Origin of the sequence: uncultured Gimesia sp. (assembly GCF_937910335.1) — a bacterium.
Lineage (GTDB): Bacteria > Planctomycetota > Planctomycetia > Planctomycetales > Planctomycetaceae > Gimesia.
Window position 1 is genome coordinate 1 of record NZ_CALEMX010000142.1, and the last position, 23,106, is coordinate 23,106.

Genomic DNA, 23,106 nt, shown 5'->3' on the forward strand with positions numbered 1-23,106 from the left:
TCGACCCATTGCTGATCATTTGCGCTCTGTAGAACGGCATCGCAAACTTTTTGGGTTTCCAATGCAGATCGGAAGTCCGGTTGAGTAGGCTTGCCGGAATCGAGTCCCTGGAAGAAATCGGCCAATGCGTTCGTAAAAGTGTGCTCATAGCCGATCGTACAGCCTGGAACCCACCATTTATCCATATAGGGGTGTTCAAAGTTGGTCACATGAATCCGGCGCCATCCGGTGAGATGATCTTCGACTTTCTGGCCGGTCGTGGGATTTGCATATTCAAAATATTGCAAAATCTGTGGGTCTTCCAGATCAAAGAAGACGGAGCCATCTTCGCCATTCAATTCGAAGGTATTAAAGTTTTTCCGTCCGCGTGCATAGCGTGAACTTTCAAACGTTCCCATAGATCCATTGGCAAAGCGGGCTAAAAACATACAGGCATCATCAATTTCAACCGGAGTTTTTTCGCCGGTGTCCTGATGAACGCGTTCTTTCACGAAAGTTTCTGTCGCTGCTGAGACGGATGTAATTGGCCCATTGAGCCAGATAGCGGAATCGATGGAATGCGCCAGGAGGTCGCCTGTCACGCCGCTGCCTGCGACTTTCGCATCGAGTCTCCAGAGTGTTGCGCCCCCTTGAGGCACGTCTTCTGCGATGGTCCAGTCTTGCAGATAACAGGCTCTGTAGTGGAAGGGACGTCCGATCCGTTTTTCATCAACCAGTTGCTTGGCGAGAGAAATCGCTGGCACGCGACGGTAATTAAACCAGACCATATTTGCCACACCTGCTTTTTCGATGGCGTCGGTCATCGCGATGGCTTCTGCGGTATTCATGGCGAGTGGTTTTTCGCAGAGTACCATTTTCCCGGCTTCAGCGGCTGCAATCGCGATATCATGGTGAGAATTGTTAGGTGTAGTGATATCGATCAGGTCAATATCATCTCTTTCGATCAGTTTTCGCCAATCGGTTTCGTAAGATTGCCAGCCCCAATTTTCAGCGAAATCTTTCACTTTATCTTCGCTACGGGCACAAACTGCCTGCAAAACGGGTGTGTGTTCGTTATCAAAAAACTTACTGACTTGTCTATATGCATTGGAGTGGGTACGTCCCATGAATCCGTAACCGATCAGGCCGACACGTATTGGCTTGGTCATTGGAGTGGTTCCTTGTGAGTTAACTTGTGATTTAAAACGGGTTGAAGATTAAAGCGTCGAATAAGCAATCATGACCATCCATGAGCATTTCTGACATTAATCATTGCTGCCAGAATATCATTCCAGGTTTGAGGATTCATCATGACTTCATTAGAAAACATGCAACCATCCCAGCAGATGTGCTGATACTTTTTCGTTGGGTTTCCGTTTTCGTCTCTTAGCCAGAATCCGGCGCGTCTGGTGATGTCGAGCTTGCCATTCGGGTCAGTGGGCAGGCAGTGTCTGCCTGTCTTATCGTGTGAGCCGGTGCCGTGAACGGTGCCATCATTCTGAGCCACGTGGAAATCAATCGTCCAGGGGCGCAGGGCGTCGGTTAGAGTTTTATAAGCGGCATCAAAGGTTGCTTCGTCGTTCCAGTCAAAATTTTCAGGAAGCAGACGGTCTTCCGGAGCATTGTAGCCCATCAGATACAAGAGGGTGTGCGACATATCGGCCTGAAAGCCTACAACATCGGGACGGTCAACCATTTCGAGGAGTTGCACCATGCGTTTCCAGCTATGCATGCCACCCCAGCAGATTTCGCCTTCCGCGGCCAGGCGTTCTCCATGATCGGCGGCGATATCAGCGGCTTGCTTGAACGTTTCTGCGATTTTGGCCTGATTGCCTTCCGGGTCCTCAATCCAATCGCCGGGGCCGGCAGCGGAATCAATACGAACGACGCCATAAGGACGCACTCCCAATTCACGCAGTTTTTTGGCGATGCCACAACCTTTGCGGACTTGCTCTAAAAACTGGCTGCGTTCTTCTTCGCTTCCCATGGCAGAGCCGCCACCTGTGGGAGGCCAGACAGGTGCCACTACAGAGCCAATTACCAGATTGCGACTTTGTACCTTCTCAGCCAGTTGTTTCAAGTCATCGTCGCTGGAATCAATGCTGACATGTGGATCAAAGAGGAACAGGTCCGTTCCATCGAATTTGATTCCGTCCACTTCAGCGGCGGCTGTGAGATCCAGCATTGTATCCAGGTCAATTGGGGGTTCTGAATCAGGGCCTTTTCCAACGACTCCCGGCCAGGCTGCATTATGAAGTTTCGGTAAGCTGTTGGAAGTAGTATCACTCATGAGAGGGTCCTTGAAGTTAGCGTGAATTGTAAGATCAAAAAGAAACTGCCCGAGAGTTCGGGCAGTTTAAAGGATTTGATTATTTATTTTTATGATCGCCGATATTGGGAGCACTCGGGCAGGCGCCGGGACCAAAATAGCGGAGGGAGACTAAAGGTTCGCTACCGGTATTTTCAATGGTGACTCCTGCTTGTGCTGTTTTTTCCGAGACGAAGACTTCGTCTTCGGTCATTTCGCCGAAGCGGATCATGGCGGGTGTCTGCAGTCTTAAGTTTCCAATCGACCCTTCGCCTTGCACTGTGATCCAACTATAAGCGCCGGTATCTTTAATGGTCACTTTAGTACCTGGATCAACGGTCAGTTCTTTGGCTGTGAATAACTGCTCTCCTTTGACTTTTCCGTAGACAATCCAGCGATCCATGTAACCTTCAGCGGCTGTGTCGGCAACCGGGATTGGTTCGAGGTAGTTATTGTCTTTAAAGTTGGGGTCCACGTTGGCTTCCCAATCGAGCGCATCTACGAGATAAGCGTTATCGTCGTGCTTGTCTTCCGGGAAGTCTTTGGTCAACAATGATCTTGGCACGGCGCGGCCTTCGACCATTGACTGATACATTCCGAAGACATCGCTGCCCCATTGTGGTTCGTAGGTGACGAGGCTTCCCGGGGCATGTAAGACACAGGGAGGAATCAGCCAGCCTGTTCCCGGTTTGAGTCGATAGGCTTTGGAGAGATCGAGAATTCCATTGTCGCCGTCATTCCAGCGATCGAGGCAGTCGATTACATCCTGTTTTGAGGTGCCAGGTTCCAGTCCCATGAAAGTATAGGGGAAGTTATTCCCAATGGCATTCATTTGTGGTGGGAAGTAGTAGGATTCCGGTTTTCCTTCCTGTCCTACCAATGCAGCCTGTTCGGCACTTTGATGCATGTGGTGCGGAATGGGCCCCATGTTATCGAAGAACTTGGAGTAGACGGGCCATTTCTGATATTTGCCCCAAATTGAGTCTCCGATGACTTCGGCTCCCAGTTCGGAAATGGCTTCACGGAGGGTAAATTTTTCCCCGCCGAAGGCACAGTAGCTCAAGCCTTCGTCGTCCGGTGCGCCTTCGTTGGCGGCGACTGTTGTTGATCCAAACCAGCGTTCATCAATACCGCCTCGGTGTGTTCCCAAGGCATAATAGTCTTGGGGATGCAGTTTCAAACGACGACCGGGTTGAAGAAAGGAACGGGGAACCCATGTAGGAGACAATCGTAAAATTCCACCACCTTCAGTGAGTGCATCGGTGGCAAGTTTGGCAACGTTAGACATTCTTTCCTCTTCTCATTTCATGTTAAACTGGCGAGTGTTCATTTGAGCTCCAGACGATCAATAACATAACCGCCTTATCATTTAGGAGCTCAGAACATAGCCATTGAATTGCTGTCTCTGAATATGATCTGGATCAATGGTTTTATTGTGATGTTTCCAATGGTTTTTGAAAAGGAAACCGAATTGATTTTGCAGCTTAATTTGAAAGAATCACAGCCATTTGCCGCATGAGTGTTGACTTTCTTAATTCTAAATAATCATTATAAAATCAGCAGTTTTCCTAGGAAGTTTGAGTCGGATCCCCTTTTTATTGCTTTATCAGTAGAGCTCTGCTTTTGTTTGTTGTCGTTATGGAATACGATCCTGCCAAAATAGAGAAAGCGGGCGATCCTTATGGAGTCAATCCTTGTCGTCTTGTTATTCGCTTCTAAAATAGATGACTCATTGATCTCTGGCAGAAGCCTGACATGGTTTTTATTGCTCTTAGAATATAGTTGGATCGGGAAAAGATGACGAAAGTTGCCATTATGGGGGCCACCGGTTATGCGGCTCTGGAGTTAATTAAAATTCTGTTGCGCAATCCGGACGTTGAAATTGTTGCGTTGACTTCGCGTCAGACGGATGCCCCGCATATCAGCGAAATTCATCCCTGTCTCGCAGGGCGCCTGGATCTGCGGTGCGAAGCATTGTCGGCAGCGGAAATCGCGGAAAGGGCTGACTTTGTTTTTTGTGCACTACCGCATGTGGCCAGTATGGAAGTCATTCCTGAATTATTGGCCGATGGGTGTCGGGTTGTTGATTTAAGTGCTGACTATCGTCTGAATGATCCGGCTGTTTACGAGAAGTGGTATCATCATGTGCATACTGATCCGACCCGATTGGGGAGTACCGTTTATGGTTTGCCTGAACTCTGGGCAGATAAAATTCCCTCAGCCAATCTGATTGCTAACCCGGGATGTTATACGAGCACAGCGATTTTGGGGCTCGCTCCGTTACTGGCAGCAGGACTGATTGATCCTACGGGCATTATCATCGATGCCAAAAGTGGCGTGAGTGGTGCGGGACGCAATCCCAAGCTGGGGACGCTTTTCTCTGAATGCAACGAAAGTATTACCGCCTATGGTGTGGGCACACATCGCCATACACCGGAAATTGAAGAAGTGCTGAGCACTGTTGGCGGGAAAGAAGTCAAGATCGTATTCACTCCCCATCTGACTCCCATGAATCGTGGGATTCTGGCGACCATGTATCCTCGATTACTTCAGGTGGCGAGCAGGGATGAGATACTCCAGGTTTATCGGCAGTTTTATCAGGGGAAGCCGTTTGTGCGGGTCATTGATCGAATTCCTGCGACAAAAGACGTTTCGAATACAAACTATTGTGATATCTCGGTGCAGTTTTCTGGCGATCAATTGATCGTCTTTTCGGCATTAGATAATTTGATCAAAGGTGCGGCAGGGGTTGCCGTTCAGAATTTTAACCTGATGTCGAGTTACGCTGAAACGACCGGATTAATCGTCTGAATTTTCTTAGATCTCGAAGGAGAAACCGTTGGCTGCTGAAATGATTTTACCCGAGGGTTTTCGGGCTGCTGGTCTGGCTTGTGGTATCAAAGTGAATCAATCGACTTTTGATTTGTCTTTGTTCGTTTCAGAGACACCCTGTAGTGGGGCTGGTGTCTTTACTCAAAATCAGGTGTGTGGAGCGCCTGTAAAAGTTTCTCGCGAACGTGTTCCCGCCGATTCCATTCGAGCGGTGATCATCAATTCGGGAAATGCCAATGCCTGCACCGGAGAGCGTGGAATAGAAGATGCCCGCTGGATGACAGAGCAGGTGGCAAGTGGTCTTGATGTCAATGAATCTCAGGTACTGATTTGTTCGACAGGGATTATCGGACACTTTCTACCACGTTCCCCAATTGAAGCGGGGATTCCTGAAGCCATCCGGCAATTGAGTTCTGATTCTAAAGGATTTTTGAATGCAGCGCGAGGAATGATGACTACTGATACGGTTCCCAAGCAGGCTACACGCACGCTTTCGGCTGGTGGGAAAACTGTGCGAGTGAGTGGCGTTGCGAAAGGAGCTGCGATGATTGCTCCTAACATGGCAACGATGCTGTCAGTGATTATGACCGATGCCTCGCTCGATCCGTCTCAAACGGATCAAATGTTGAGACATGCTGTGGACCGGAGTTTCAATTGTGTTTCGGTTGAAGGTCATACGAGTACAAGTGACACCGTGATTTTGCTGGCAAATGGTGCTGCGGGATCTGGGACATTCACTGTGCAGGAGCTAAGTGATTTGCAAGCTGCCATTGATGAAGTTGCAGTTGAATTAGGACAGTCCATTATTCGGGATGCGGAAGGGGCGGACCATTTTGTTACGATTGAGGTTGCAGGCACTCAACTGAGAGCGGAAGCATTCGAAATTGCTCAGACGATTGCCAACGATGCGTTGGTGAAAACAGCAATCGCGGGCTCGGATCCCAACTGGGGACGGATTGTATCTGCCATCGGACGGACCAGTATCAAACTGACTGAGCAGGATATTGTTCTCCATATCAACGGTACGTTGATTTATAAAAGTGGCGTACCTGCCGAATTTGATGAGCAGGCTGTTTCCGAGGGGATCCGACAGAATCGCGATGTCTCGATTCAGGTGCAATTGCCCTTTGGAGAAGCATCGGTTGTCTTCTGGACCAGCGATCTGACGCAGGAATATGTGCGTCTCAATTCAGAATATACGACTTAACTTGTATCCAGGTTTATTGCAGCGTCTTCCAAGCAATTTGGATCAAGTGTCATCGTGATGGAGCCGTGACGGTTAGATTTGGCGCACTCTCGTCATTGGGTCGGAGATAAAAAAAGAGCGGGAGATTCTCGTAAGAATCTCCCGCTCCTGTCACGATTGAGTGAGTTCTCTTTTAGTTCATACCCAACAAGCTGGCCCGCAAATAGCTGTTGGATTGAAGTTCATAAAGAGTTCACTATTTTTTGGTAACTTTAAAGCCTTTAGCAAATGCTTTGTCGTTGAAGATCAACTTAATCTGAGCATCACCTTCCGCTTTGGAGGCTTTGCCTTTGCAGCCACCACAGCAGAATGAGACTTCCGTACCAGCAACGGTCACTGATTGAGCTGGGTTGACTGGTTTGCCAGCGAAGGGGCATTTGACCTGCTTGGCTTGCCCAGTGGCAACCAGTTGCAGATTTGCTTTGGCGGCGAACTTGGCAGGGTTCTTTGAGAAGGCTGCTTTGCATTTGCCACAGCAGAGGCTGACAGTTGCCCCTTTGTAATCAACGGTAACCGCGGGGTTAGCTGCTTTGCCTGCCACGGGGCAGATCGCTTTGCCTTTGCCTTCGGCGGCAACAGTTTGACCAACAAATGCAACGACAGCCACTAAGGCTACGATAGATAGAACTTGACGCATCGGTTTCTCCTTGAAAGTAAAATAAATGTTTAATGGTTTCTGTGAACTTTAAAAACTCGTATTTAAAAACAAGATCCGTTCAAATTTCCTGTGGAAGAGATAGTTCAGCAAGAAAAGCCGCATGTGATCTCTCTCACTAGAGAGGCATGCTTGCGGAACGGATCAGGTCAATCCGACATTGAATCGAAGAGAATTAGATCAACCAGAGGCAGAAGTGCGCGCAGAACTCCCCTGCAGAGTAAGATCTGACAGGGTGAGGCTTCTCAATAGAGAGCGTGGACGCGGGACGAACAGAAAGAGTAAGTTCAGATGTCTGATCGACTGAATCAATGCGGTAACGTAGTTGCTCAGTGAGTTCTGTCGATTTCATAGAAACGATGATCGCGGGTTGCGAGAACATCTGCTGGCATTGACAGCTTTGCTTCTGGCATCGAATCTGATTCTTTGCTGGCGCAGGTTGTGATTCATGCTGTCTGGTTGACTGACAGCAGCAGGATTTTTGTTTTTGTGACTGTTCTGAATCAGGTTTACTGCAACAACAGCTTTTTTTGGGAGAGCTGGGTTGATTCTGAGCGCACTGACATCCCGAAACCGGAACTGCGGGAAGCAGCAGCGAGATCATCATTAACAGGACAAAAACTGGGTACATCATTACTCTCTTCAAGCTTGAGAGAATTGCCACGGGGTGAAACCATATCATTGTATTTTGATGTGTTTGATTTGGCAAGCAGTTTCTTTATTTCTTTTGGATGGGTGTTTTGAGGGGTATTTTGGAAGTGGTCTTGGTCTTTTTCAGGGTCCTGACAGCCAGTTCATCGGCGTCATAGAGGCGGATTCTTGCATTATATGTGAGGATTTCAATCATTTTCTGTTGATAATCGACCTCAACAGCGCGGATATTCGATTGAATGGGGGCCTCCCAGGAGAGCAGACTTTTTCCTGTTTGTTTATCCAAAGCATTCAAATGAATGATATTCATCGGCCGATTTTTCAGTTTATCGATACGTTTCTGCTTCCGCGAGACGAGTAAGGTAATGGGAAGCGGTGTTTTCCTGTTGAGGACAAGATGTTGCTCTTTAATAGATTGATTCCAAAGTTTTTTGCCTGTTTGGCGTTCATAAACATACAACATGCCATTGACGGGAATTGAGGGAGCACTCACGGAAATGACATTGCTGGAATGAGAATGGTTTACAAAATACATGTAATTATCGTCGGAGACCAAATAGAAATTTTTATGTTTTTTCAATTCTGCCTGAGGAACTGGTTCCAGTGCCGACTTCTTTCCGGATTGCAGATCGACGATAAAAACCTCTCCTTTGGGGCTTAATACTGAGAGATAGTGAGCGTCGAAAATTCCGAATTGAGAAAGTAAGGGAAAAGCGTGGCTCCAACTTTTTACTTTTGCTTGAGGGTTAGCGCTATAGAGGGAGATTTCACTTTTCGAAACAGGTCGTTTTTGGCCGGTCAGCGGATCGATTGAATTAATCAGTTTTTCGATAGAAACAAATTCAGAATCGTTTTGATAGATGGCATTTTTCAGATAGATATCTGTGTTTCCCAATTCCATCTGTTTACCATCACTGGCCCGGAGGATTTTTTTAGTGACACGATTCGGAGTGACGAGATAGATAAAATCGTCGTCACCGAGGATTCTGGTTTCTTTATCGACATTCTCGTGTGTCCAGCGGGTTTTTCCGGTTCTGGTGGAAATGAGTATGATCTTGCGACGGCTAAAATAACAGGTGTAGTCTGCGTTAGCGGCAGCGATCATACCAATTTTTTGACTTGCAATTGAAGGGTTATTTCGAAGCATCAGGGTCGCCAGGTCACCCATCGGGGGAGGGGATTTCTGATAAGAGAAATGGCTGCTCGATCGTTGTTTTTCGAGTTTCTGGCTCCAGATCAGTTTTTGGTCAACGAGATCAAAGAAATGCAGCATGTCGCGGTGTTGTAGAATTAAATTATGCCCTACGATTTCACTTTCGTTAAAACCGGATGAACGGGAGTGATCAGAAGATCGCAGGGGAGTCGACCAGAGCATACGCTTGTCAAAAGGGGTCATGATCGTCAATCGGTTTTCTTTCGGGTTGACGGCGAGTCTTCTGTCCCGATAGAAGGGCAGTTGCGATGCGCTGGTATTCAATTTGTTCTCTTGATTGTGATAGTACCGAGCCGAACCGCCTACGATCAGTTTGAGTTCTTCAGGTCTCCAATCGCCTTTGTTTTTTTCTGCATCAATGGAAATGGCATGTCTTTTCAGTTCGAGAAATTGTGACACGGGCCGATTTTCCGAGACGATGAAACTGTGATCATAGTGAGAGAGCTGTTCTAGATAGTATGCGGCATCCTGATGCAGTTGATGCTTCAGACAGAGTTCAACCATTGAGGCCACTCCTCTGGCAGCTACGTGTGGGGTTTTGTGTTTCGTCAGCTGAGTAATCCAGAGTTCTGTTTCATAGAAGCGGCCGGAGTTCATGGATGTCCTGATCAGTGCTTCTAATACCGGAATCACAGCATCGTGAAAACCAAACTGGCAGTGATAACGTTCCTGCTGAGAGAGTGGGGAACTCAAGACCTGCTGTGTGCTCTGGCTGATCTTCCTGGAAAACAGTTCGCGAAACGCAGGATCGGCCTGATTCCAGATATCAGAGGCCTTTCCGGCAATCCAGCAGTCGATTTGTATTTTGGTGGTGGTGGTCTGGAAAAAAGTGTTCGCGGGAGCCTTGGCCAGTTCGAGCATCTTATCCAGGGCATCTGAAAACTGCCGTCTGGCTATATAGCGTTCGATGATCAATCTCTGGAGTTCGATTCGTTCTTTGTCAGAGCGAACGCGTTGTTTCAATTGGTCGACAAGCTGATCATGTTTCTGAAAATCAGAACGGATGATTGAAGTTAGACAGTTCATAACCAGTCGCTGGAAATTCTCCTGATGTTGAGCTGGAAGCTTGTTGCTTTCCAATTGTTGTAATTTTACTAGTGCTTCCTGATAACGGTGGCTCATCATCAGTAGCTTAGATTCATTAAACAGTGCCAATGGGCTTTGAGAGTTTTGTTGTTTGAGTTGTTTAATTTGTGCTTCATAAGTCTGTTTCTGTTCATAGCTGACCAGACCTTTCGGACTGAGTGATAGAAACTGGCCGTTATGAATCAGCAAATTGCCCAGGGGCTGATTGGAACTGGTGCTGAACAGTTTATTGCTGACTTTTCCGGAGTTCACATCCAGGGTCCAAACCTGGCCGCTTTGCAAGGGGATATGCAGGCGCTGGTCTGCAATCACTGCCTGCCCACTAGGTGGACCGGCAGATGTTCCGAATGCGGTATTCCAGACTGTTTTTCCGGTGGTCACTGAAATCGCCGTGATGCCGTTCATTCCGACCAGTAGAATATGATTCTCTACGACACCAGCCAGATACAGATAGGTTTCTTTGGCCCGTTCTGTCCAACTGGGAGTCCCGGTGATTAGATCAAGACAAATCAGTGCATCTTCATCGGGAGGGGTATAAATCACCTTATTTCCGGTAATAATCGGAGTGGAAGGTGACCAGCGCTGATTCAAAGGTTCCAAAGAAGTATTGGTTGTGCGCCGGAACCGCTGGTTACGATTGTTTGGATTAGAAGCCTTGTATTTTGTTGACCACAGGACGGAGTGATTCAAACGATCAATGGCTGTGAGCAAGCCAATAGTCGTAGGGCAGACCAGGACTCCCTGGTCTACGGCCACTGGAGCAATCCACCAGCGTCTGACCATATCGGTGGCAATGTCCTGGTCAGGGTTGCCAATTTGTTGTGACCAGCGTTCTTCACCGGTTTGTGGATCGAGGGCATAAACGCGGATTTCCCGATTGCGTTCTCCCACAACATATAGTTCGTCTCCTGCCGGGGTGGGGGCTCCAAAGAAAAACGTACCTGCAAGTGGCAGATCAAAGGGTTCATCAAACCTGGTGCCGCCTACTTTCCAGAGAGGTTGTCCCGATTCGAGGTCGTAGGCACTGATTTGATTTGATGACCAGTAATTTTCCTCGAAGGCTTTCCTCCCTCGACGAAACCGATTGATATTGTGGGAGTATCCTGACGAGCCGAAATTTAGTCGCATGCTTTCTACAATGAACAAACGCTGGCCGTCACTGCTTTGGCTCCCCCAGTTGGCATTTCTATAGACCAGGCTGGTCAAAGGGTGTGTGTCCGGATTTGTACCTGTATAAAGGGAAAAAGACTGAGTATTCGGGGTAGGCTCAAACAGGCCTCGTGCCTGAGGCGTATTGAGGCCCTTTAACTGGGCAGTGATATATGCAGCTTCAGGTGAGCTATTCAGAGGAGATTCCCATAGGGGAGTTCCTGTCTGTGCATCAAGTACTTGAACACCTTTGAGAGTTCGAAATACAATTTTTCCATTAATGGCTATTGGCGGAAGTGCAGGAACTGTGGCACGTTGTGAAATTGCCAGGTCTTCCTGTATCAAATTCAACTGCGATTGGATCGTATGATTCGATGTGAGTGGAAAGGACCAGCGTGGAATTAACAGTGGGTCCACATTTTTCGAACGTGCAGCCCGGCTGGGTGAACCATGCAGCATCGGCCATTCATTCAAAAGTGGATTTGAATTCGTGTTGACCATTGGCTGCTGATTGAGCCAGTTTTGTGGTAATTGAGAGGTGCCTGCAATAATGATCTGCTGGTCTGGTTTTGGTGGTTCATCGCCTGTTTGAAACAGATCGGGAATCAGTGACTGTTTCCCTGTTTGTTTGAAAACAAAGGCAGTTTTTGTTCTCCACTGCGGCGTTTTGGTGATCGGCGCTTTGTGAATCAACAGTCGTTGCAGATATTGTTCGGCCAATCCAAACTCGCCTCGCTCCATATGGTAGGATGCCAGATAATTCATGGCTTTCAATCCGAATGGTGTGCCTACAAAACGAGTTGCGATTTCAGCATAGATTTCCGGCGGAGATTCATTCAAGCGCGCATCATGGAATTGTTTTTCAGCCAGCGCCTCATATTGACGGTTGAATTTTTCACGTTGTTCAACGGGGAGAAGTTCCAATAACTGATAAATGAGCTCCCGATCTGCAATCAGTTTTTGTGAACCGGCTACATGCACGGGGAGATTAATACTGTTTTCGAGCATCAATTGCAGTTTTTCCCGCGCTGCCTCCCATTGTTGATCGTTGATCAATTGTTGTGCGCTTTTAAATCGACGTTCCTGATCCAGGTCCTGCGGAAAACGGTAGTAATCTGGATCTTTCGATTTTGCTGGTGTATTTGCTTTCCTGGCAGGCACTGCTTTGGGTTGGCCGAATATGCCCTGGATAATCTGTTTGAGTTGATTCAGAGGCGGTGGTTGCTGCCCCTGTTTGGGGGCATTTGGTTTAAAGTCATCCGCTTTCTTTTGTTGTTCATCAGCCACCAGATTGAGGGTTGATGACAGAATCAGGCTGATTGTAACGATAAAGAGTATGATCCGGTTTAGAATGATTGAATGCATTAACTCAGCCTTTTGGTCGCCTGGCAGGTAAAATCAAATCATCTGAGCCCCCTTGCACAAAGCGAGGGGGCCTTACTTCCCTGAGACATCGGGGAGTCAACGTGTTTATAATAACTCTGTTTCCATTCTACAGCCTGTTTTTTTTGAGCCAATACATAATCTGACGATTCTGGGACTCATTAATTTTCCGCGAAGTCTTTCTGGGGTTGTGCGACTCGGTTGAAATAAAGTGTGTTCATGTGTATGGTTGTATGTGTTCGTTTTTAAAGAGAAGGGAATAGAGGAATCTGTGTGAGACGGGATGAAATCAATAAATCAGACTGTCTTATGACTTTCAACCAAGATAGAGGTGGGAATCGGTTGCGAATTTCCTCGCGGGAAGTTATTTTTGCACGCTTCAACTATCGCAAACGGGCGAAATACCAACCACCAATGTCAGGTTGGATCGCTATGATTGCCCCTGAATAATCTGTGCGCTATCGGGAAACGCTCTGATCCTGATGAAAAATCACAGATTGGGCACAAACCTGAGCGGGCAAAGAGAGTGAAATCTCTGGCTTGATGGTCGTGATGATTGATAATCAACTGTTTATATTACAGTGTGACAAGTAATAAAGTCTTTAAATGGAAGAGTGGTCCTGGGCGTTAGGTCGGGTCACTTCTTGAGGAATGTTGGGTTATGTCAGACGAATTTGTATTACAGAGAATCAGTGGAACCAAGCGGGATCAATTAGGTTCGATCGCAAGTCGCCGTATCCGTCGTGCCGGGCAGGTTCCCGCCGTCGTATATGGGCATGAGCAGGAACCTGCTCATATATGCGTGGATAATCGTGCTCTTGATAACCTAATCAAGAACCGAGAGCGTGTATTTGAAATTGATGTTGAGGGAAAGGTCGAAGAAACGATGTTGCGTGAACTGCAATGGGATACATTCGGGACACAAATCCTGCATGTGGATCTGGTTCGCATTAATGCTTCAGAACGTGTGACGGTAGAAGTTCCGGTAAAGTTGCGGGGAACTTCGCCTGGTGTGGTCTCGGGTGGGATCATGGAACTGGCCTTGCATTCGATCGAACTGGACTGTCTGGCCCACAATATTCCCGACAATATATCAGTACGTATCAATGGCCTGGAAATAGGCGATACCATTTATGTTCGCGATTTGGAAGTACCTCGCGGATCGAAGCTGCATGACGCCGAAGACCAGATTGTGGTACATGTGCTTGCTCCTAAGGGAGAAGAAGAAGAAGAAGAGACACCAGTAGTAGAAACTCCCGAAGTAGCTGAGTAGTTGTTTCGAGAGTGATCAAATAGATTGCGTTTAAGAATCTGACAGGTGGCGTTTTGAAAGTGGTCGTAGGGCTGGGAAATCCCGGTAAACAATACGAGCGAACGCGTCATAATGTTGGGTTTGATGTTCTGTCTCAGCTGGCAGACTGGCATGGAGTGAGCAGTTTCAAAAGTCAGTTTGAGGCGGTTGTGGGAGAGTTTTCGATTGCGGGTAATAAAGCGTTGCTGGTTGCCCCTCAGACGTATATGAATTTAAGTGGTCGCAGCGTTGCGGCATTAGTGAAATTTTTCAAGCTGCCTTCAACCGATGTGATGGTGGTTTGTGATGATATGAATTTGCCTGTCGGGCGTCTCCGTATGCGGGGGTCAGGTTCGGCCGGTGGTCAAAAAGGATTACAGGACATCATCCAGAGTTTGAGTACTCAGGAAGTGCCACGTCTCAGAGTTGGGGTAGGGCGTCCTCCTGCAGGTTTTTCAGCGGCGGATTATGTACTGGGGCGTTTTCGATCTGATGATTCGGAGTTAATTTCTCAGGCAGTTCACTTTGCTGCTAAAGGAATTGAGTGTTGGATTCAAGATGGTCTTGAAATTGCCATGAATCAGGTGAATGCGCCTGAAGAATAAGACTCTGGTTTGGATTCAAGCCGGCTAAAATATATAGTAAGAAATTGATTGTCTATCAGGCCAAAACAGGCCAATTATTCCGGGAGAAGTGTCTTGTCTGTAGCAGAGAAAAAAGTAGTAAGTGCTAATTATGAAGGAATGTTCCTGTTGGACAGTGGGAAATTTGCTGCTGACCATGAAGGGACGATTGCTCATCTGATGGAAATTTTGGAAAAAGCGGGTGCAGAAGTTGTGGCACACCGTCCCTGGCAGGATGGGAAACTGGCCTATCCGATTGAAGGTCATATGAAAGGCCTGCATTATCTGGTCTACTTTACAATGCCAGGTAAAGGGATGGATCTTGTGACTCGTGCTTGTCATCTGAGTGACATTGTCATTCGTCAGTTGGTCATCAATCAGCCTCAGTCATTATTTGATGCGATGGTTGCCGCGATTGATCCGGCAGTTGAAGCTGCTGATCCTGTTGCTGTAGTCGCTGCAGTTGTAGCTGATGAAGTTGAGGATCTGGAAACCCCAGAATTTGATGCCATTGCTGATGTTGATGATGAAGACTAGCTTACTTTTTAAACGTTGCATCTGAAATTCAGATCTTCCAGTCAGTTTTAACTTCACATCATTCATTCACAGGGAGGCCGATGATGGCCAGTTTCAATAAAGTCATTCTGGTAGGGAATTTGACCCGCGACCCGCAGGTGCGTTACACACCGGGAGGCAGTGCAGTTGCTGAAGTGGGCCTCGCCGTCAATCGGAGTTGGTTCGATAAAAATTCCAACTCTCGCAAGGAAGAAACAACGTTTGTTGATGTGACATTATGGGGTCGGACCGCGGAAGTGGCCAGCGAGTATCTGACCAAAGGGCGTTCTGTATTAATTGAAGGACGTTTGCAGTTAGACCAATGGGATGACAAGGAATCTGGTCAGAAACGCAGCAAGCTCAAGGTAGTGGGCGAAAACATGACCATGTTGGGTGGAAAAGGTGAGTCTGGTGGCGGCGGCGGTGGTGGACAGTCTGGTGGCGGATATTCACAAGCGAGCAATGCACCTGCACCCTCTCAGGGATCTGCACCACCTCAGGGAGGGGCTTCCAACCCTTCAGAATCTTTTTATAATGACGCTCCGGGTGGAGCACCTGATGATGATGTTCCTTTCTAGCGAAGCTGCATTTGAATCGGGCAGGCAGTCAGCCTGGACAATTTATAGTTTTCATTGAAACGATTGAATAAAAATTACGGAAGTGATTGATAATGGTTCGCAAGCAACGTAGTACCTCAGTTGTCGGTAGTTCAAAGTCGTCTGTCGATGTTTTGTTGGCAGAAAAAGTTGATAGCCTTGGTGAGCAGGGTGATATCGTACGTGTCAAACCTGGCTATGCCCGAAATTATTTATTGCCATATGGTCTGGCAACGATCGCTACAGAGCATAATCAGCGGATGGTTGTTCAACACCAGAAACGTCTGGTCGAACTGGAAAAAGACCGCCTGAAATCATTAAAGGTTGTGGCTGATAAACTGAGTAAGCATAGCGTGACGATGGAAGCCAATGCCAACGAAGATGGTCATCTTTACGGATCGATTGTTGCCGTTGATATCAGTAAGTCCCTGAAAGAAGGGGGATTCGATGTCCCTGCAGACGGCATTCGTCTGGAAGGCCCTCTCAAAGAACTGGGCATGTATACCGTTAAGTTGCAGTTACATGAAAAAGTCAAAACAGAAGTCAAAGTCTGGGTTGTTCCTGCAGCAGAAAAAAGTTAAGTCCAATGTGGCAAACAAATTTTTGCCACTCTGATTTTCCCGAATAAGTGAGAGGTCTGGTATATTGCCGGGCCTCTTTTATTTTTATATGATCGAGCTTGCAGGACAAATTGATTTTCCGGTATTCGGCGAATGATTGCGAGTTCTGCTTTGAGTTCTCACTTCATAACATCTACAGAGCCAGGGGATGGTCATGTCACTTGCCGGTCAAGGAAAATTTCGCCGTCCAAAACCGGAATCGGTCGAGGAATTATTTGGTAAGGTACCCCCACAAAATGTAGAAGCAGAAAAAGGGGTCCTGGGCAGTATTCTCCTGGACAATATTGTGATTGATGATCTGGTTCAGATCGTCAAATCCAATCATTTCTACAGTGAAAAAAACGCACGCATCTATGCGGCGATTTTGCGTTTGCATGATTCAGGTGTGCGCGGGATCGATGCGATCACTGTCGCCGAAGAGCTGGATTCCAAAGGTGAGTTGGCTGAAGCGGGTGACGTTCTGTATTTGCATGAAATTCTGGAAAGTGTGCCCCATGCGGCGCATGCAGAGTATTATGCAAAAATAGTCCGAGATAAATCGGTTCAACGTACGCTGATTCATTCCTGCACGGAAATCATCAGAGAGAGCTATGCACCGCAGGGGGATACTCTGGATGTGTTGAACAAGGCAGAGCAGAGTATTTTCAGTATTTTGGAATCCCAGGGTGAGGGTGACAAAATCGAGATCAGGGACATTCTGATGGATGCCTTCGATCGGATTGATGAACGATCTCAAAAAGAGGGGATGCTTACTGGGTTAACGAGTGGATTTATCGATCTGGATACGCAGCTCAATGGATTTCAGCCTTCGGAATTGATCATCCTTGCGGCACGTCCCAGTATGGGGAAGACGGCTCTGGTTTGTAACATGGCAGAATCGGCAGCCGATGATGGAGGGGCATCGACGATCGTATTCAGTCTGGAACAATCCAAACTTGAACTAGCGGAACGTTTTCTCTGTATTCGTTCCGGCGTGAATGGACATTCTCTGCGAGCGGGTGTACTGGAAGATGACGAACGTCATCGTCTAATAGAAGCCTCATCAGAGCTGAGCGAGTTGCCTTTGTTTATTGATGATAAACCGGGGCGTACCATTCAGGAAATCAGTGCCATCTGCCGACGATTGAAGCGGCTCAGCAATCTGGGACTGATTATTATTGACTACTTGCAGTTAATCGAACCGGATGATAAGGGAATGCCCCGTGAACAGCAGATTGCGTTGATTACACGTCGTCTGAAAGCGCTATGTAAGGAACTGGACATTCCCGTCATCGCATTGGCACAGTTAAACCGTGGTGTGGAATTGCGAGAAGATAAACGACCACGTCTGGCTGACTTGCGTGAAAGTGGTGCGATCGAACAGGATGCCGACCTGATTATGTTTCTGCATCGTCCGGATGCTTACGATCCTGAAGACAATCCCGGTTTGGCAGAAGTGATAGTGGCCAAGCACCGTAGTGGCCCTACCGGTATCGTGAATTTGATCTGGTTGAAGGAGTCCATGCGATTTGGCAATTATGCTAATGTCGATGTTCCCGAAGGGGGTTACATGGGCGATGGTGGCGGTTTCGGTTAACGTTTTCTGAGGTCTCGGATAGTCATGGTTCTTGCTTCCTGTACTACAAAGACTGATTAATCCTTTGGCTTTTTTGCTCTTTGTTGTATTGTGCTGATGAGATTTTCGTCATCAAGATAATTAAAATGCGGAGTCCAATTGATTTTGGCAGCCCCTGTGAAGCAGGTATCCTCCCAGTGAAAAACTTCCCACATTGCGCCAGAACGATCCTGGCACAGCTGTAGTTGGTCCTGTTTTTCCCAATTTTTCGCCTCGTGCCAAAAAACAGTTGGGTTTGCTGGAAGCCGTGGCGTGTCTATTTTGAAAACAATGGGGGGTTCATCCAGAATCCGAGTCGGTTCACCGGCATCGTCATCAAGATCCCGTTGGAATTGAAGTGTCAGTGCGGCGGACTGAACCATACCACGTTCGAATGTCAGTACTCCAACGGTATTTGGTTTATCATCTTGTTTACTGGGATCCTGAAATGCACCCTTGTATCCCCACGCGATATCGTAAACCAGCTCATCACCTGGTTGGGCATCTAAATTGGAGAATTCTAAATCAAAGAGATGCTCATTTTCTGTACCTGTATTTTTAGGAATCAAATGGAACTGATTTGTTCTTATTTCATTATTACCACAAGAAATCGGAACACAGCGTAAATAGCCACGCTCCACATCACGCGTTCCATTAAAAATAGTCTTAATGGGTGGCAAAGGTTGGCTTACGCGCCAAATTGCGTGAGGAATCGTCATTTTATTCATAGAAGTTGTGAAGCGAAATCGATGGCGGCACTCTACTGTAATCGCACCGTTACGCCAGATGGTGGCTGTCTTATGAAGTGAGAGATATTCAATGTCGTTTCGCTTCGACAGTTTATTGTTCTGAATGGAATCTACGATTGATTTTACCTTGCAGCGTAACTCGTTCGGGTCTATGCGAGAGAAACTGGGGGCAGTCTTATTCATAGGAAATGCCATTCCCAATTGCTCACGATCAACTCTTTCTTCAACCAGGCCGAAGAGTCGTTTGTGGGAAGGGTATTGCATCAATCCTGCTGAAGCTTCACTGATCACATACGTCGAAGGCAACCAGAGTTCTTTTAACTGGTCAAATACACGTTTCGTAAACAGGCATAACATCAGATCGGAACTACAGATGTCTCTTCTGACTTGTGTGGAAATGTAATTCTGATATGGGTCACGCGTACGGACGACTTCGATGTTGCCGTTACTAAATTCAACGATCCAGTCAGAAATCATATTTGCCAGATCAATGTCGGAACTTCCGTGCGAATCTTCACGGCCTTCCGCGTTTAGTTTCTCATTGGCAAAGCTATGAGCAAGAAACAATCGGAGTTTGCGGGACATCGGACACCTCCTTGTTTAGGTCAGTTGAGAATAAAAACTGACAAAAGGGCAGGATCTGCAGTGGATAGGAAGCAGGATCGAAGGTGTCAACTCTAGATGTTAGTTATTGTACAGTGAAAATCTCGACTATCAAATATTTTGTTCAGATGAGAAAAAGAACGTTTAGCCTGTGTCCAGGTTTGTTGCAGCGTCTCCAAGGCTATTTGAAATGAGAATCATAGCATTGAGAGGTTGGTAGAAAAGACCTGTGAAGTGACTCGGACGTTATTTTGTCTGAGAGTCCTCTTGGGTTACTCTTTTTCTTCGTCATCACCACCATCGGCAGTGGGAGCAAATCCGCGGCGCATGGTATTTTCGGTGATATTGATGGGGATCAGGAACTGGAGTAGATAATCCGGGCCACCGGTTTTGCTGCCGATGCCTGATAGCTTGAAGCCGCCGAAGGGATGTCGCTCTACCATAGCGCCGGTGATGTTTCGATTCAGGTAAATGTTGCCGGCAACCAGTTCCTGTCTGGCTTTAAGCAGATGAGCGGGGCTGCGGCTGTAGATGCCAGCGGTTAAAGCATACAGCGTGTCATTGGCGATGGAGATTGCTTCTTCAAAGTCTTCCGCTTTCATTACTGCCAGAACAGGTCCGAAGATTTCGTCCTGTGCAATTTGGCATGAGGCATCAACGTCGGTGAAAATATGCGGTCCCACGTAGTATCCTTCTTCATCCAGTTCCGGTGACTCGCAGGCCAGCGCCAATGTGGCTTCCTCTTTTCCAATTTCGATGTACTCAAGAATTCTTTGCTGCGCTTCTTCGTCGATAACGGGCCCTACAATGGTGCCGGGATCTTCGGCGGGTCCGATCTTCAGGCTCTTGGTAGCTTCAATCAATCGCTTCACAAATGCGTCGTGAATGGACTCTACCACAATGACCCGGGAACAGGCCGAGCATTTCTGGCCGGCATAACTGAAAGCGGAATGCATCACGCCGAGTACGGCTTCATCGAGGTCGGCATCATCGTCGACGATAATTGGGTTTTTGCCGCCCATCTCTGCGATGACTCGTTTGACCATCTTTTGACGGAGGTCAGTATTGGAAGCGGTTTCATGAATCGCCAGACCTACATCGCGCGATCCGGTGAACGTGATCATTTCGACGTCGGGGCTCCCGACGAGTTCGGGGCCGACTTCTTCGCCAATTCCGGGCAGGAAGTTGACGACGCCATCTGGAATGCCGGATTCGTGGATGAGGTCCATGAGTTTGGCTGCTACGACAGAGGACTGTTCTGCCGGTTTCATCACGACGGTATTACCCGTGACGAGCGCTGCGGCTGTCATGCCTGTCAAAATTGCCAGTGGGAAGTTCCAGGGGGCAATCACAGCGACGGTTCCCCTCGGTCGATAGAAGTAGGAATTTTCTTCGCCGGGAACGTTGCAATCCAGAGGTTCGGCCAGGTTGCGCATCTGATCGGCATAGTACATGCAAAAGTCAATGGCTTCTGCGACATCTCCATCTGCTTCTTCCCAGGGTTTCCCGCATTCAAAAACGATCCAGGCTGCCAACTCAAAGCGTTTGCGGCGCATGTTAGCGGCAATCAGTTCGAGATATTCCGAGCGGTATTGGGGTTCTGTTTTTGACCAGCCAGGAAAGGCACGACGGGCGGCATCAATGGCGTCGATGGCATCGTCGGCTGAAGCTGAGCAGACTGTCCCTACCGATTCCGAGTGATGCGACGGATTGCGGGATGTAATGGTGGCTTTGGTATCGATCGCGCGCCCGTTGATCAGGAGCGGGTATTCTTTACCTAGCTGATCGGAAACCATCTCCAGTGCTTCCTGCATCTGCGTACGGGATTCTTCCAAGCTGAAATCTGTCAGTGGTTCATTCTGGAAGCCACTCTCTGGTTCTTCTGTCGATTTATTTTTGGTTGATTTCTTGGCATGTTTGGCAGGATTCATCAATAAAGTCTCCAGGTTGACGTGCTCAGTAAAGCTTTGTCGAAGGAAGGAATCGTTGGAAGTATTTTCCAGTAATCGTCTGACCAGATAGGCCATGCCGGGAATCAATTCGCCGAAAGGGGTATAAATTCGGACGCGATGGCCCATTTCCGCAAAGACCTGTGCCTGCTCTTTTCCCATGCCGTAAAGCATTTGGATTTCATAGGCAGAAGGGGGGACATCTAGTTCATGAGCGGTGGCGATGGCATTTGCCAGGCTTCGCATATTATGGCTACCAAATGCGGGGCGTAGCCATTGGTAGTTTTTCAATAATATTTGAGACAGCTTCTCAAAATTTACATCCGATTCCCATTTCTCCTGAAAGACAGGAATGGGCCAGTGATGATATTGAGAAGTGATCGTTTCATAATCCCAATAAGCGCCTTTGACGAGTCTGATCCAGATGGGCGTTTTGCGTTTTTTGGTCCATTTTAAGAGATCCATCAGATCTTGTTCGGCCTGTGGTTGGTAGGCCTGAATGACGATACCGGCATTGTCAAAATCGCGGAACTCTTTTTCCATCAGCGTCTGCTTGAATATTTCCAGCGTTAACGGCTTGTAAGAATTCTGTTCCATGTCGATGTGCAGATAGGCATCGTATTTCATCGCACTACGCAGCAATGTTCTTAACCGGGGTTGAACGGCTGCCATCGTGCCTGCCGGATCAGTCGGTTTGAATTGGCTGCACAAGGCAGAGAGTTTGATCGAGACGTTGGTTCGCGGTAGATGCCCCTGGCTGTCCCAGTCGAGTTGAACATTTTCGGACCATTTCCTGACACGCGGTGCAAGACCGGCGATGAGATCAAGATAGGATTGCAGATAGGCTTCGGCTTCTACTTCGCTGATGACGGCTTCGCCAAGTAAGTCAAGAGTGAAAGTGAGATTATCACTTCTGAGTCGATCAATCGTAGAGTGTACTTCTTCTACACTGGAGCCGGCAATAAATCGACTGGCCATACGTTGTGCATTGGAGCGGGCGTTCAAAGCCAATGCACGTCCCAGTACGGAATTGGGTTGCGATAGCTCCAGCCCGATCCGAACCGCCCAGGGGAGATGTTTCCGAACATCTTCAAAATATTCGTGTAAATGCCTGACGATGGACTCATGTGAGCGGAGCATCGGGAGCACATCCACAAAGCGGAACATCTGCACCTTGACAGATTCGTCTGCCATCGCCCAGGAGAGAATTCGATCATCCCACCAGCGTTTTTCGAACATTGAGGGCTCGCGTCGTTCCAACAGATCCCACATCTGCTGGCCGAGCTCCTGCGTGCGCTGCTCAATGTTTTGATTCAGGCTTGTAGACGATTTTTTTTGTGCCACTTATATAACCTGCCTCTGAGTGCAGTCTGCACTTTCCCTTTTTTAGTTCATTTTTAATGAAGATCTTTGGATCAGGGAGTTCCATCTCTTGAAGCCCCTGAAGCCTGACATCCTGTCAGTATCTCTAATACGCAGGTATTCCTGGGAGTGATGGGTTTGGCCTGTTCCATCTGGCCGGGGGAAGTCCCTATTTTTGGCTGTATTTTCTGAGCGAAGTTCTCTTCACTGTGAAGCAGGGTAACAAATCCGAATAGGCGAGGTAAGTGTTGCGAGGAATTCAATCAGAACTTTTCTTGCCTCTCCGGGGTGAATGGGACTTGTCAGTGTTTGGCGAGTGTTTATTCTAAAGGAAATTATGAAATACGGTGTTTGATCCTGTTTGGTTGCATTGATGTTACTACACTTGTGACTGATAATAGGACTACGGTGGAGCTCGGACTCAGTTCTGAGATTCACGAGTAATGGGATGAAGAAAACGACCATTTGGAGAGGGACAAACCTGCTATGCGTGACTTTGACTATGAGGCACCCACTTCACTGGCTGACGCTGTCGGCCTGTTGACCAAAAGTAATGGAACGGCCCGCCCGCTGGCGGGGGGGACCGATCTGATCGATCATGTGCGTACAGGGAGAGTGTCCGCTGATCTGATTGTGGATTTGAAGAAAATCCCGGAATTGAT

General features: G+C 47.7%; 17 protein-coding genes. 10 read left to right on the forward strand and 7 right to left on the reverse strand.

The features are described from left to right. From Q0668_RS05630 to Q0668_RS05640, 3 genes are all read right to left on the reverse strand, one after another. On the reverse strand, positions 1–1,148 hold a 1,148-nt coding region (locus Q0668_RS05630; protein ID WP_298861098.1), incomplete at its 3' end, for a Gfo/Idh/MocA family oxidoreductase. A gap of 68 nt (positions 1,149–1,216) precedes the next feature. Next, the gene (locus Q0668_RS05635; RefSeq protein ID WP_298861101.1) at positions 1,217–2,269 is read right to left on the reverse strand and encodes a TIM barrel protein; all 1,053 of its coding nucleotides are present in this window, start codon (positions 2,267–2,269) and stop codon (positions 1,217–1,219) included. Between the two features lie 79 nt (positions 2,270–2,348). Next, the gene (locus Q0668_RS05640) at positions 2,349–3,575 is read right to left on the reverse strand and encodes a hypothetical protein (protein WP_298861104.1); all 1,227 of its coding nucleotides are present in this window, start codon (positions 3,573–3,575) and stop codon (positions 2,349–2,351) included. A gap of 509 nt (positions 3,576–4,084) precedes the next feature. Between Q0668_RS05640 and argC the strand changes: the two genes are divergently transcribed. After that, entirely contained in the window at positions 4,085–5,098 is a 1,014-nt protein-coding gene (gene argC / locus Q0668_RS05645; RefSeq protein WP_298861106.1) for an N-acetyl-gamma-glutamyl-phosphate reductase, read from the forward strand. 28 nt (positions 5,099–5,126) lie between these two features. Continuing rightward, positions 5,127–6,326, forward strand: coding sequence for a bifunctional glutamate N-acetyltransferase/amino-acid acetyltransferase ArgJ (argJ, locus tag Q0668_RS05650; protein ID WP_298861109.1), 1,200 nt, complete (start codon positions 5,127–5,129; stop codon positions 6,324–6,326). A 235-nt stretch (positions 6,327–6,561) separates the two neighbouring features. Here the strand turns inward: argJ and Q0668_RS05655 are convergent, their stop codons facing one another. Next, on the reverse strand, positions 6,562–7,002 hold the full coding sequence (locus Q0668_RS05655) for a hypothetical protein (protein WP_298861112.1): 441 nt from the start codon (positions 7,000–7,002) through the stop codon (positions 6,562–6,564). A gap of 507 nt (positions 7,003–7,509) precedes the next feature. Between Q0668_RS05655 and Q0668_RS05660 the strand changes: the two genes are divergently transcribed. Continuing rightward, positions 7,510–7,764 (forward strand): hypothetical protein, encoded by a 255-nt coding sequence (locus Q0668_RS05660; protein ID WP_298861115.1) that lies wholly within the window; start codon positions 7,510–7,512, stop codon positions 7,762–7,764. On the opposite strand, the gene Q0668_RS05665 is transcribed toward Q0668_RS05660, so the two are convergent. Further along, positions 7,739–12,484 (reverse strand): PQQ-binding-like beta-propeller repeat protein, encoded by a 4,746-nt coding sequence (locus Q0668_RS05665; RefSeq protein ID WP_298861118.1) that lies wholly within the window; start codon positions 12,482–12,484, stop codon positions 7,739–7,741. The two genes, Q0668_RS05660 and Q0668_RS05665, sit on opposite strands and share 26 nt — an antisense overlap. Positions 12,485–13,163: 679 nt before the next feature. Between Q0668_RS05665 and Q0668_RS05670 the strand changes: the two genes are divergently transcribed. From Q0668_RS05670 to dnaB, 6 genes are all read left to right on the forward strand, one after another. Then, positions 13,164–13,775 (forward strand): 50S ribosomal protein L25, encoded by a 612-nt coding sequence (locus Q0668_RS05670; RefSeq protein ID WP_298861121.1) that lies wholly within the window; start codon positions 13,164–13,166, stop codon positions 13,773–13,775. Between the two features lie 59 nt (positions 13,776–13,834). After that, entirely contained in the window at positions 13,835–14,398 is a 564-nt protein-coding gene (pth, locus tag Q0668_RS05675) for an aminoacyl-tRNA hydrolase (RefSeq protein ID WP_298861137.1), read from the forward strand. 93 nt (positions 14,399–14,491) lie between these two features. Further along, on the forward strand, positions 14,492–14,953 hold the full coding sequence (gene rpsF, locus Q0668_RS05680; RefSeq protein ID WP_298861123.1) for a 30S ribosomal protein S6: 462 nt from the start codon (positions 14,492–14,494) through the stop codon (positions 14,951–14,953). Between the two features lie 83 nt (positions 14,954–15,036). Beyond that, complete coding sequence (gene ssb / locus Q0668_RS05685) at positions 15,037–15,549, forward strand: single-stranded DNA-binding protein (protein ID WP_366918874.1); 513 nt, start codon at positions 15,037–15,039, stop codon at positions 15,547–15,549. 92 nt (positions 15,550–15,641) lie between these two features. Next, the gene (gene rplI, locus Q0668_RS05690; protein ID WP_298861128.1) at positions 15,642–16,148 is read left to right on the forward strand and encodes a 50S ribosomal protein L9; all 507 of its coding nucleotides are present in this window, start codon (positions 15,642–15,644) and stop codon (positions 16,146–16,148) included. Positions 16,149–16,341: 193 nt separating this feature from the next. Next, positions 16,342–17,763, forward strand: a complete 1,422-nt coding sequence (gene dnaB / locus Q0668_RS05695; RefSeq protein ID WP_298861131.1) for a replicative DNA helicase — start codon at positions 16,342–16,344, stop codon at positions 17,761–17,763. 56 nt (positions 17,764–17,819) lie between these two features. Here the strand turns inward: dnaB and Q0668_RS05700 are convergent, their stop codons facing one another. Both Q0668_RS05700 and pruA read right to left on the reverse strand, forming a co-directional pair. Beyond that, positions 17,820–19,115 carry a hypothetical protein gene (locus Q0668_RS05700; RefSeq protein WP_298861133.1) on the reverse strand — a complete coding sequence of 432 codons (1,296 nt, stop codon included), beginning with the start codon at positions 19,113–19,115 and terminating at the stop codon, positions 17,820–17,822. A gap of 290 nt (positions 19,116–19,405) precedes the next feature. Continuing rightward, positions 19,406–22,426: an L-glutamate gamma-semialdehyde dehydrogenase gene (pruA, locus tag Q0668_RS05705; RefSeq protein WP_298861135.1), complete on the reverse strand. Its 3,021-nt coding sequence runs from the start codon at positions 22,424–22,426 to the stop codon at positions 19,406–19,408. Positions 22,427–22,930: 504 nt separating this feature from the next. Between pruA and Q0668_RS05710 the strand changes: the two genes are divergently transcribed. After that, positions 22,931–23,106, forward strand: a 176-nt coding sequence (locus tag Q0668_RS05710) for an FAD binding domain-containing protein (RefSeq protein WP_298861139.1), incomplete at its 3' end; no start/stop codon positions are given.

Bases quoted from the DNA above. Each gene is read 5' to 3' on its own strand.
- Q0668_RS05665 (WP_298861118.1), bottom strand. From the start codon at position 12,484: ATGCATTCAATCATTCTAAACCGGATCATACTCTTTATCGTTACAATC.
- Q0668_RS05640 (WP_298861104.1), bottom strand. From the start codon at position 3,575: ATGTCTAACGTTGCCAAACTTGCCACCGATGCACTCACTGAAGGTGGT.
- Q0668_RS05655 (WP_298861112.1), bottom strand. From the start codon at position 7,002: ATGCGTCAAGTTCTATCTATCGTAGCCTTAGTGGCTGTCGTTGCATTT.
- Q0668_RS05635 (WP_298861101.1), bottom strand. From the start codon at position 2,269: ATGAGTGATACTACTTCCAACAGCTTACCGAAACTTCATAATGCAGCC.
- Q0668_RS05670 (WP_298861121.1), top strand. From the start codon at position 13,164: ATGTCAGACGAATTTGTATTACAGAGAATCAGTGGAACCAAGCGGGAT.
- argC (WP_298861106.1), top strand. From the start codon at position 4,085: ATGACGAAAGTTGCCATTATGGGGGCCACCGGTTATGCGGCTCTGGAG.
- Q0668_RS05700 (WP_298861133.1), bottom strand. From the start codon at position 19,115: ATGTCCCGCAAACTCCGATTGTTTCTTGCTCATAGCTTTGCCAATGAG.
- rplI (WP_298861128.1), top strand. From the start codon at position 15,642: ATGGTTCGCAAGCAACGTAGTACCTCAGTTGTCGGTAGTTCAAAGTCG.
- ssb (WP_366918874.1), top strand. From the start codon at position 15,037: ATGGCCAGTTTCAATAAAGTCATTCTGGTAGGGAATTTGACCCGCGAC.
- dnaB (WP_298861131.1), top strand. From the start codon at position 16,342: ATGTCACTTGCCGGTCAAGGAAAATTTCGCCGTCCAAAACCGGAATCG.